The sequence below is a fragment of the Bifidobacteriaceae bacterium genome (assembly GCA_031281585.1).
Classification (GTDB): domain Bacteria; phylum Actinomycetota; class Actinomycetes; order Actinomycetales; family WQXJ01; genus JAIRTF01.
In genome coordinates this window covers 26,444-35,398 of the sequence record JAITFE010000066.1, presented here as the reverse complement: position 1 = coordinate 35,398, position 8,955 = coordinate 26,444, and the positions used below count along the sequence as shown (strand labels likewise).

Sequence of the window (8,955 nt, the reverse complement as noted above, 5' to 3'; positions counted from 1 at the left end):
GGCCGATGTGCACGGCCGGAGGCGGCTCGGCGGCTGGCACCCGAGGCGCGGCAGCGGCAGGGAGCCCTTCCGGCGCTTGGACGGATCCGCCTGCGGCGCTCGGCGGACCGCCTTGGGCACCGGGCGGCACCTGGTCAGGACCGCTCACGCCAACCGGCGGGACACTCTGAACGCCACGGGCCGCCTGACCCACCCCGCTCGCCACATCCGGAACACCGGACGGCACCTCGTCAGGACCGCTCACGCCAACCGGCGGGACACTCTGAACGCCACGGGCCGCCTGACCCACCCCGCTCGCCACATCCGACACGCCGGGCGGCGGCTGGACAGAACCGCTGGCGGCGACGGCCGGAACACCGGACGGCGCCCGGTCAGGACCGCTCACGCCAACCGGCGGGCCCGCCTGGACGCCCGGCGCCCCAAGGCCCGCCGCGCCTGCGACCCCTGCGGCCGCGCCGGGCGGCGGCTGGACAGAACCACTGGTGGCGACGGTCGGACCACCGGACGGCGCCTGGTCAGGACCGCTCGCGAAGGCGGCCCGAGGATCGGGTGGCGCCTCTGCCACGGGCGCGTCCGCCGCCGGGGCCGCGCCCGGTCCCTGAATCGACCGCCGCACGGGCGGGGCCGCCTGGGCGGACGGCGCGGCATGGGCCCCGGGAGGGAAGCTCGGCACGGCGATCGGCACCTCGACCGGGGCGATCGCGCCCAGCGTGCCGGTCACGTCAACCCTGGCTTGGGCGGCCGCCGGCGGATGGATCGTCACCGACCGGGGACGGCGCGCGCTGGTGTCGGCCCGCAACCCCGGCGCGGCCGGGGGCGGGCTGGGAGCGACCGGCGGACTCGCCTCGGCCGAAGGCGGCCTGGCAACGGCGGCGCTGATCGCCGCCGCGCGCGCCCGCTCGCGCTCCAACCGCACTTGCGACCGGCTGGACGGATAGGCCCCCGCCAAGGACCGGGAGGACGGATAGCGGGCCTGCGGCAACTCCACGGGCGCGGGCGCCGGAGCCGTCCCGGCGCTTCGGGGGGTCTGCCAGTCGGTGGCCGAACCGGTCAGCGGCACCACGGGCAGGGGAACCGACCCTGCGGGGGCGCCAAGCCCCGGCCCGGCGCTGCGCCGCGTCGGTACGCCGCCGCCGGTTCCGTCTCCGGCCCGGCGCGGACCCACAACCGGCCCACCCGCGGTGTTCGACCGGGTTGTCGGTCGGCTTTCACGGTGCCGCCCCGGTGGCGGCGCGGCCACGGCCGGGCCGCTGGCCGAACTCGGGAATGCGGGCGGCGAAGACAACCCGTGCCCAAGCGCCGCCGCCTCGGCGGCGCCAGCGGAGCGTGGCGCCTCCGGGGCGGGAGCGCCCGCGCGCGCCGTCGCCGAACTCGAACCGCCTGCGGGCCCCGCCGGTTCCGTCTCACGGTTGACAACCGTCGCCCCCGGACCGCTGGCCAACCCAGCGCTGGCGACCGGCGGTGCTATTGGGCTGACGACTGGTGGCGCCGTTGGGCCGGCGACCGGCGGCGACGGGGGGCTGGTGGGCGGCCGGACGGCATCGGGCGCGGGCGAACCGGAGCCGTCCTCAACCGCGTCGGCGGCGATCACGAACCAGGAGGCGGTCTCCAGCTTCGCCACCTCTGCGGCCCAGGCTGCCGAAGCCGACCCAAGCGAGGGCGGGCGGGCGGCGGGGGTTTCGGGGGACTCGGTCACTTCCCTTCCTCCCGGTAGAGCCCGTGTTTGGCGGTGTATTGGACCACGCCGTCCGGCACCAGATACCAAATGGGGTGGCGGGCGGCGGCGCGGCGGCGGATGTCGGTGGAGGAGATCGCCAACGCGGGGACTTCCAGCAGCGACACGTCGCCCTGCGGCAGACCGCAGGCGTTCAGAGTGTGCCCGGGCCGGGTCACGCCGACAAAGTGGGCCAACTCGAACAGTTGGGCGGCGTCCTTCCAAGCCAAGATCTCGCCCATGGCGTCCGCGCCGGTGATGAAGAACAGTTCGGCGTCCGGCCGCTGGGTCCGCAGGTCCCGCAGCGTGTCCACGGTGTAGGTGGGGCCGTCGCGGTCAATGTCGACCCGGCTGACGCTGAAACGCGGGTTGGAGGCGGTGGCGATCACGGCCATGAGGTAGCGGTGTTCGGCGGGCGTGACCGGCTGGCCGTGTTTGAAAACCGGCTGGCCGGTGGGCACAAAGACGACCTCCGAAAGGTCGAACACCGCCGCCGCCTCGCTGGCGGCCACCAAGTGGCCGTTGTGGATCGGATCGAACGTGCCGCCCATCACGCCGACGCGGGGGCGCAGCGATTCGGCCGACACGGAACCTCCTGTATTGACGTGATGCGGGTCACACTGCCCTAAGTGTCTCATCAAAAGGTCCGCGTTTGGTGCAATACCAGGTAGAACGCCTGTCGTTTTGGAATCTCGGCGCGCCTCGGCGGACATTGGACCGGCCGGCGGCGAGCCGAGCGGTCCCTTCACGGGCCTGGCGGGCCGGCCGGGGCGCGTGGCGGCGGGAGTCGGAGCGGGGGAAGTCATCGGTCAGCTGCGAATCTGCCCCTCGCCTAGGCAAATCCACTTGGTCGAGGTCAACTCCGCCAATCCCATGGGCCCGCGCGCGTGCAGTTTCTGCGTGGAGATGCCGATTTCCGCCCCCAAACCGAATTGGCCGCCGTCGGTGAAGCGCGTCGCGGCGTTGATCATGATGGCCGCCGAATCCAACCGGTCGGCAAAGCCCTGGGCCCGCGCCAAGTCCCGCGTGCAGATCGCCTCGGTGTGGCCGGAGCTGTAACGCTGGATGTGGTCAATGGCGGCGTCCAGGCCGTCCACAACGCCCACGGCCATTTCGAGGCCGAGGTATTCGGTGGACCAGTCCGCCTCTTCGGCCGGCGCCCAGTCGCCTCCGGAGGGGGCGAACGCCGCCGCCCGCTGGTCCAGGTGGAGTTTGACGCCGGCCTCGGCCAGGGCGGCGAGCGCCTTCGGCAAGAACTGGTCCGCGACGGCCTGGTCCACCAGCAGCGTCTCGGCCGCGTTGCACACGGACGGGCGCTGAACCTTCGAGTTCAGGACTATCCCGAGGGCCTGGTCCTGGTCGGCCGCGCCGTCCACGTACACGTGGCAGTTCCCGACCCCCGTCTCGATCACCGGCACCTGCGCCTCGCGCACCACCGTTTGGATCAGCCCGGCGCCGCCGCGCGGGATCAACAGGTCGACCAGGCCGCGCGCCCGCATCAGCGCCCTGACGCCCTCGCGTCCCAATTGGTCGATCGTCTGGATCGAGTCGGCCGGCAGGCCGACCCCCGCCACCGCCTCCCGCAGCAGTTTCACAATCGCGGCGTTGGTCCGCCCGGCCGCGCTCCCGCCGCGCAGGATCACCGCGTTCCCGGACTTCAGGCTCAGCCCGGCGGCGTCCGCGGTCACATTCGGCCGCGCCTCGTAGATCATCCCGACCACGCCCATCGGCACCCTGACCTGCCGCAGCCGCAGCCCGTTCGGCAGGGTTGAACCGCGCACCACCTCGCCGACCGGGTCGGCCAGCCGCGCCAGTTCGCGCAGCGCCTCGACAATCCCGATTATCCGTTCCGGCGTCAGCGCCAGCCTGTCGAGCAGTGCCGTCGCCAGGCCGTTGTCCTGGCCGAGCTCAAGGTCGGTCCGGTTTTCCGCCAGCATCACGTCGCCGCCCTCGAGCAGGGCGTCCGCCATGGCCAGCAACGCTTGGTCCTTTTGGGCGCGCGACGCCAGCGCCAGTTGGCGGCCGGCCGCTCGCGCGCGCCGGGCGACAGCTTCAACCGCCTCCGTCACCCGGACGTCAACTTCAGTCATAGGGAAAGTCTATTGGTCCTGGGCGTTCGCTCACGTTGCTCCCCCGGCCAGCCGCCGATGCCGTCCGGTCGCCTCCGCCCGTCACGCCCCGGATGGCGGTGGCAAGGCCGCCGCCCAAGGCCAAAGGCTCCGCCCGCCTTCGCGGGCCCGCGCCCGGGCCCGCGCGGAGAGCTGCGGTATCCCCGGATTCAGCGCTCTGCGCCGTCCGGGTCGGCGCCGCCGCACGCCGGTTTTTCGACGCCGTCGCGGGTTGGCCGCCGCGAGCGCGCCTGAGTCACCAATTCGTCTCGGTGCACCGCCGGATGCGCCCGATCCTCGCCCAATTGGTCCGCGATCTCCTGCTGGGTCAGGCCCATGACCCGTTCCAACTCCTTGGCTGAGAACCCCGCCAGGCCGCGGGCCAGGACCAGCCCTTCGGCCGACCGGATCTCCACCGGCTCGTCGGCTTTGAAATCGCCCTCCACGGCCGTCACCCCGACCGCCAGCAGCGACTTCTTGCCGGTCGTGATGGCCCGCGCGGCGCCCTCGTCGACTGTCACGGCGCCTTTCATGGACGCCGCGTAGCCCAGCCACATCCGCCGGGCCGTCAAACGGGCGCCGGTGGCGTGGAAGAAGGTGCCCGTCGCCGGGTCGCCGGCCAGCGCGGCGTCCGCGTCGCGGGCGGCCGCGAGCAAGACCGGTATCCCCGACGATGTCGCCATGGCCGCCGCCTGCACCTTGGTCACCATTCCGCCGGTGCCCACCATGGAGCCCCGACCGGTCACCTCCAGCCCCTCCAACTGGTCGAAGCTGGTCACCTCCCGGATCGGCCGGGCGCCCGGCCGGGACGGGGGCGCGTCATACAGCGCGTCCACATCGGTCAACAGGACCAGGGCGTCCGCCCTGACCAGGTGGGCCACCAGGGCGGCCAGGCGGTCGTTGTCGCCGAAGCGGATCTCGTCGGTGGCGACGGCATCGTTCTCATTGACTATCGGGACGACCCGGCGGTGCAGCAACTCTCCAAGCACGCGCAGCGCGTTGCGGTAGTGGGTCCGGCGGATCGTGTCTTCCGCGGTCAGCAGAACCTGACCGACTTGCAGCCCGTGGGACTGGAAGGCCTCGCCGTAGGCGGCGATCAAACGCCCCTGGCCCACGCTGGCGGCGGCCTGCGCCCCGGCCAGCCCCTTGGGCCGCCGGCGCATGCCCAGACCCTCCAGGCCGGCCGCCTGCGCGCCGGAGGAGACCAACACGACCTCACGGCCCTGGCCGATCAACCCGGCGACCACGCTGGTCAAAGCGCCCAACTGCGCCAGGCTGAACCGCCCCTCGCCGTCCACCAGGGAAGACGAGCCGACCTTGACGACCAGCCGGGGGCCGGCCACCAGTTCGGCGCGGTTGGCGGCGGGACGGGCGGAATGCGGGCGGGTCATCGGTCCGCCGCCGGGTCGGTCCACCGCCCCTGTTCCCGCTCTGTCCACAGTTCCTCGCGGGCCCTGGCCTTGGCGTCCATCAGCTCGTGGTAGTCGCGTCGGCGCTGCTGGTTGGACCGGCGCCGGTTCGGGTCGAGCCTCGGGTCGCTGCCGCGCGGACCGGCCAGCAGTTCCGCGCCGGTCGACAGGGTCGGCTCCCAGTCGAAGACCACGCCGCCGTCGCTAGGCCCTATCACCACCTCGTCGCCGGCTTTGGCGCCGGCCTTGACCAACTCCTCTTCGACCCCGGCCTTGGCCAGCCGGTCTGCCAGGTAGCCCACCGCCTCGTCGTTGGCGAAATCGGTTTGAGCCACCCAGCGCTCAACTTTGCGGCCCCGGACCTGGAAGTACGGCCCTTGACCCCCCTGGCGGCGTTCCACGGTGAAGCCCAGCGCGTCGCGCGGCTCCGGCCGCAGCACCACGCGCCGCCGCGCCGCCGAATCGCTCAGCGCCACGCGGGACCGGCCCTCCACGACTTGGCGGGCCAACTCGAAGCCGAGTTCCCTCAGCCCGCGCCGCGCCACGGCGCTGACCTCCAGCACCGGCCACCCGGTCGCCTCCAGTTCGGGGCGGGCCAGCGCGGCCAGTTCTTCGGCCTCCGGCACGTCAACCTTATTCAGCACTATCACCCGGGGACGCTCCATCAGGGGCAGGCTCGCGCCGGTGATCCCCAGATCCTCCGAGTACTGGGCCAACTCGTTCTCCAACGCGTGGAAGTCGCTCAACGGGTCGCGTCCGGATTCCAAGGTGGCGGCGTCCACCACGTGGCAGATCACAGCGGTGCGCTCGACGTGGCGGAGGAACTCCAAACCGAGGCCCTTCCCGGCCGACGCGCCGGGAATCAGACCGGGGACGTCGGCGATGGTGAAGCGGGTGTCCCCCGCCTCCACCACGCCCAGATTCGGCACCAAGGTGGTGAACGGGTAGTCGGCGATCTTCGGCCGGGCGGCGGACATCGCGGCGACCAGCGAGGACTTGCCGGCCGAGGGGAAGCCGACCAGCGCGACATCGGCGATGGACTTCAATTCCAGCACCACGTCGAGTTCCTCGCCCGGTTCGCCCAACAGCGCGAAGCCGGGGGCTTTCCGCTTGGAGGAGGCGAGGGCGGCGTTGCCGAGCCCGCCCTTGCCGCCGGCCGCCGCCGTGAACTGAGAGCCCGCGCCGACCAAGTCGGCCAGCACCTCGCCCTGCGGGGACTTCACAACCGTCCCGTCCGGCACTTTCAGAATGCGGTCTGGCCCGGCCGCCCCGAGGCGGTTGGAGCCCTCCCCCGGACGGCCGTTGGCTGCCCGCTGCTGCGGTGCGTGGTGGTATCCGAGCAGCGTTGTGACCTGCGGATCGACCTCAAAGATGACGCTGCCGCCGTCGCCGCCGTCGGGCCCCGCGAGCGGTTTGAACTTCTCGCGCCGGATCGACGCGCAGCCGTTGCCGCCGCGACCGGCGGTCAGGTGCATCCGAACCTGGTCGACAAACGCGGCCATCCGACCTCCTTGCTCGTTGCCTGCTTGCTCGTTGTCTGATTCCTCGCCGTCTGAGCCCCGGACCGGCGGCCCGGAGTCATCGGCCCTTCCCGATTGCCCCGGCCCGGCGGTGTGGAACGGGGCCGCTCCCAACGACAAAGGCGCCGCCGGCATGGACCGGCGGCGCCTTGATGCTGAGAACGCTGAGGCGGCTGCTCAGGCGTCCACCACGTCCACGACGCGGCGGCCTCCCCGAGCGCCAAACTTGACATGCCCGTCCGTCAGGGCGAACAGCGTGTCGTCGCCGCCGCGGCCAACGCCGTTGCCCGGATGGAAGTGGGTGCCGCGCTGGCGGACAATGATCTGACCGGTCTTGACGACCTGGCCGCCGAACAGCTTGACGCCAAGGCGCTGCGCGTTCGAGTCGCGGCCGTTCCGGGACGAGGATGCGCCCTTCTTGTGTGCCATCTTGTTCGCTCCCTTACTTGATGCTCGTGACCTTGACCCGGGTCAGGTCTTGACGGTGGCCCTGGCGGCGGCTCTGGCCGGTCTTGTTCTTATAGGTGAAGATGTTGATCTTCTTGCCCCGCTCGTTGCCGATCACCTGGGCGGTGACCTTGATCTTCTTCAGCTCCTTCGGCGAACTGGTCACCTTGTCGCCGTCGACCAGCAACAAGGCCGGCAGTTCGATGTCCTCACCGGGCGCCTCCGGGCGGCGGTCCAGAACGACCTCGTCGCCCACGGTCACCTTCTCCTGGCGGCCTGAGGCCCTCACTATCGCGTACACCACGAACTCTCCATCTGTTGCGGCGCGGCCTGCGGCCCACCGGGGTCTTTGGAAGCCCCGCCGCCGGGCCCAAGTTCTTGGGCCCGCTGGCGCGACCTCTCACAAAGGATTGGGATTTGGTGGCCCGGCGTTCGCCCCGGCCGAAACCGGGCGCGGGCGCACCGACCTATTAGGTTACGGTCCCACCGCCAGCCCGGTCAAACCGACTCGCCCCGGCGTCCGCCAGGAAGCGGTACGTTGCCGCCTACCCGTCCCCCGCGCCTTGGCGGCGGGCCAACGCCCGTGGGATCACGACGGCGGCGACCAGGAGGGCCGCCAGCACCGCCAGCCAGACCCAGGGCACCGTCCAAATGGTGGTCGCGCTGACGCCTGACGCGGTCGCTCCCTCTGCTCCCAAGCCGATCGCGACGGCATCGACCATTACCTCGGTCTTGGTTCTGAACAGCGGAAACACCCCCGCGACCGTCACCTCGCGGGTCAAGTGGGAGCCGGGCAGGATTTCGGGGAGGACCTGTCCGGCGCCGGCCTCGCGCCCGCCCCAGCCGAATGGTCCGGCCACGGCGATCCGCTCGGTCGGCACCAGGCGCGCGGAGCCCGTGTTGGCGAGCGTGTAGGCGATCCTGAGCCGGCCGGACGTGAACGGGTTGGAGGAGCTGGCGGCCTCGACCCTCAAGTCGCTGACCGTCAGGGCGGGATTGAGGTCGCCGTCAATGTTGATGTACGCCCGCAGGGCGAGGCGGCGGTCCACCTGCACGGACGCTTCGGCGCGGTCCTCCACGAGGGAGGTCACAATGCCGGCGGCGTGGTCGCCCGGCGGGGCGTCGGCCGGAATGGTCCAACGGAACGGCACGGTGACCGAACTGGAGGGCTCCAACGTCACCTCGACGAAGGCCAGACCGGGCCAGGCCGCGTCCGCCGGGCCAAGGCCCGGCCCGCCGCCGTCCCCAGACCCCACGCCGCCGGCCATGTCCAGGTCGCCCGCGGCGGGGGTCCCGAAGCTGATCCAGGCCCCGGCGTCTGTGGGCGGCTCGGCGGCGGGCCGCAAGTCGAGCAATCCGTCCGGGGTGGTGTAGCCGTCGGCGGCGTAGACCTTGAGGCGCAGCGGCGAGGAGGCCCGCGACTCGATCACAATCCCGTCTTCGATCACCCGCCCCGCCGCCGAAAGATAGTCATAGTGCGGGCGATTGTTGCCCAAGGGGCCGTTGGCCGGGGCTAGAGCCCAGCCAACGGCCCCCGCAGATCCCCCCGCAGCCGCCCCAAAGGCGTCGTTCCCTGCGCTGGGGGATGGGGCCGGTTCGGCCCAGGCCAATTCGTCCAAAACCCCGTCTGTCCCGAGCCGGGGTGAATTGGCGATTGCGGCCGGGGCGCCCGACAGCGGGTTCAATTCGGCGGAACCGAACACCACTGCCAGCGCCACTGCGGTCAGCGCCGCGCGGGCGCCCCAGCCACGCATTGA

At 72.0% G+C, this 8,955-nt stretch carries 8 protein-coding genes; all 8 read right to left on the bottom strand.

The features are described 5' to 3' along the window. On the bottom strand, positions 1 to 1,696 hold a 1,696-nt coding region (locus tag LBC97_07810), incomplete at its 3' end, for a hypothetical protein (GenBank protein ID MDR2565952.1). Then, the gene (gene nadD / locus LBC97_07805; GenBank protein ID MDR2565951.1) at positions 1,693 to 2,427 is read right to left on the bottom strand and encodes a nicotinate-nucleotide adenylyltransferase; all 735 of its coding nucleotides are present in this window, start codon (positions 2,425 to 2,427) and stop codon (positions 1,693 to 1,695) included. The genes nadD and LBC97_07810, both read right to left, overlap by 4 nt. A gap of 96 nt (positions 2,428 to 2,523) precedes the next feature. Next, positions 2,524 to 3,804 carry a glutamate-5-semialdehyde dehydrogenase gene (locus LBC97_07800; protein MDR2565950.1) on the bottom strand — a complete coding sequence of 427 codons (1,281 nt, stop codon included), beginning with the start codon at positions 3,802 to 3,804 and terminating at the stop codon, positions 2,524 to 2,526. Between the two features lie 188 nt (positions 3,805 to 3,992). Next, the gene (proB, locus tag LBC97_07795) at positions 3,993 to 5,213 is read right to left on the bottom strand and encodes a glutamate 5-kinase (GenBank protein MDR2565949.1); all 1,221 of its coding nucleotides are present in this window, start codon (positions 5,211 to 5,213) and stop codon (positions 3,993 to 3,995) included. Beyond that, positions 5,210 to 6,733 carry a GTPase ObgE gene (gene obgE, locus LBC97_07790; protein ID MDR2565948.1) on the bottom strand — a complete coding sequence of 508 codons (1,524 nt, stop codon included), beginning with the start codon at positions 6,731 to 6,733 and terminating at the stop codon, positions 5,210 to 5,212. The genes proB and obgE overlap by 4 nt, the downstream gene beginning before the upstream one ends. Positions 6,734 to 6,928: 195 nt before the next feature. Further along, positions 6,929 to 7,180: a 50S ribosomal protein L27 gene (rpmA, locus tag LBC97_07785; protein ID MDR2565947.1), complete on the bottom strand. Its 252-nt coding sequence runs from the start codon at positions 7,178 to 7,180 to the stop codon at positions 6,929 to 6,931. Between the two features lie 13 nt (positions 7,181 to 7,193). Next, on the bottom strand, positions 7,194 to 7,499 hold the full coding sequence (gene rplU, locus LBC97_07780) for a 50S ribosomal protein L21 (GenBank protein MDR2565946.1): 306 nt from the start codon (positions 7,497 to 7,499) through the stop codon (positions 7,194 to 7,196). Between the two features lie 244 nt (positions 7,500 to 7,743). Beyond that, positions 7,744 to 8,952 (bottom strand): DUF916 domain-containing protein, encoded by a 1,209-nt coding sequence (locus tag LBC97_07775; GenBank protein ID MDR2565945.1) that lies wholly within the window; start codon positions 8,950 to 8,952, stop codon positions 7,744 to 7,746. Positions 8,953 to 8,955 lie beyond the last annotated feature (3 nt).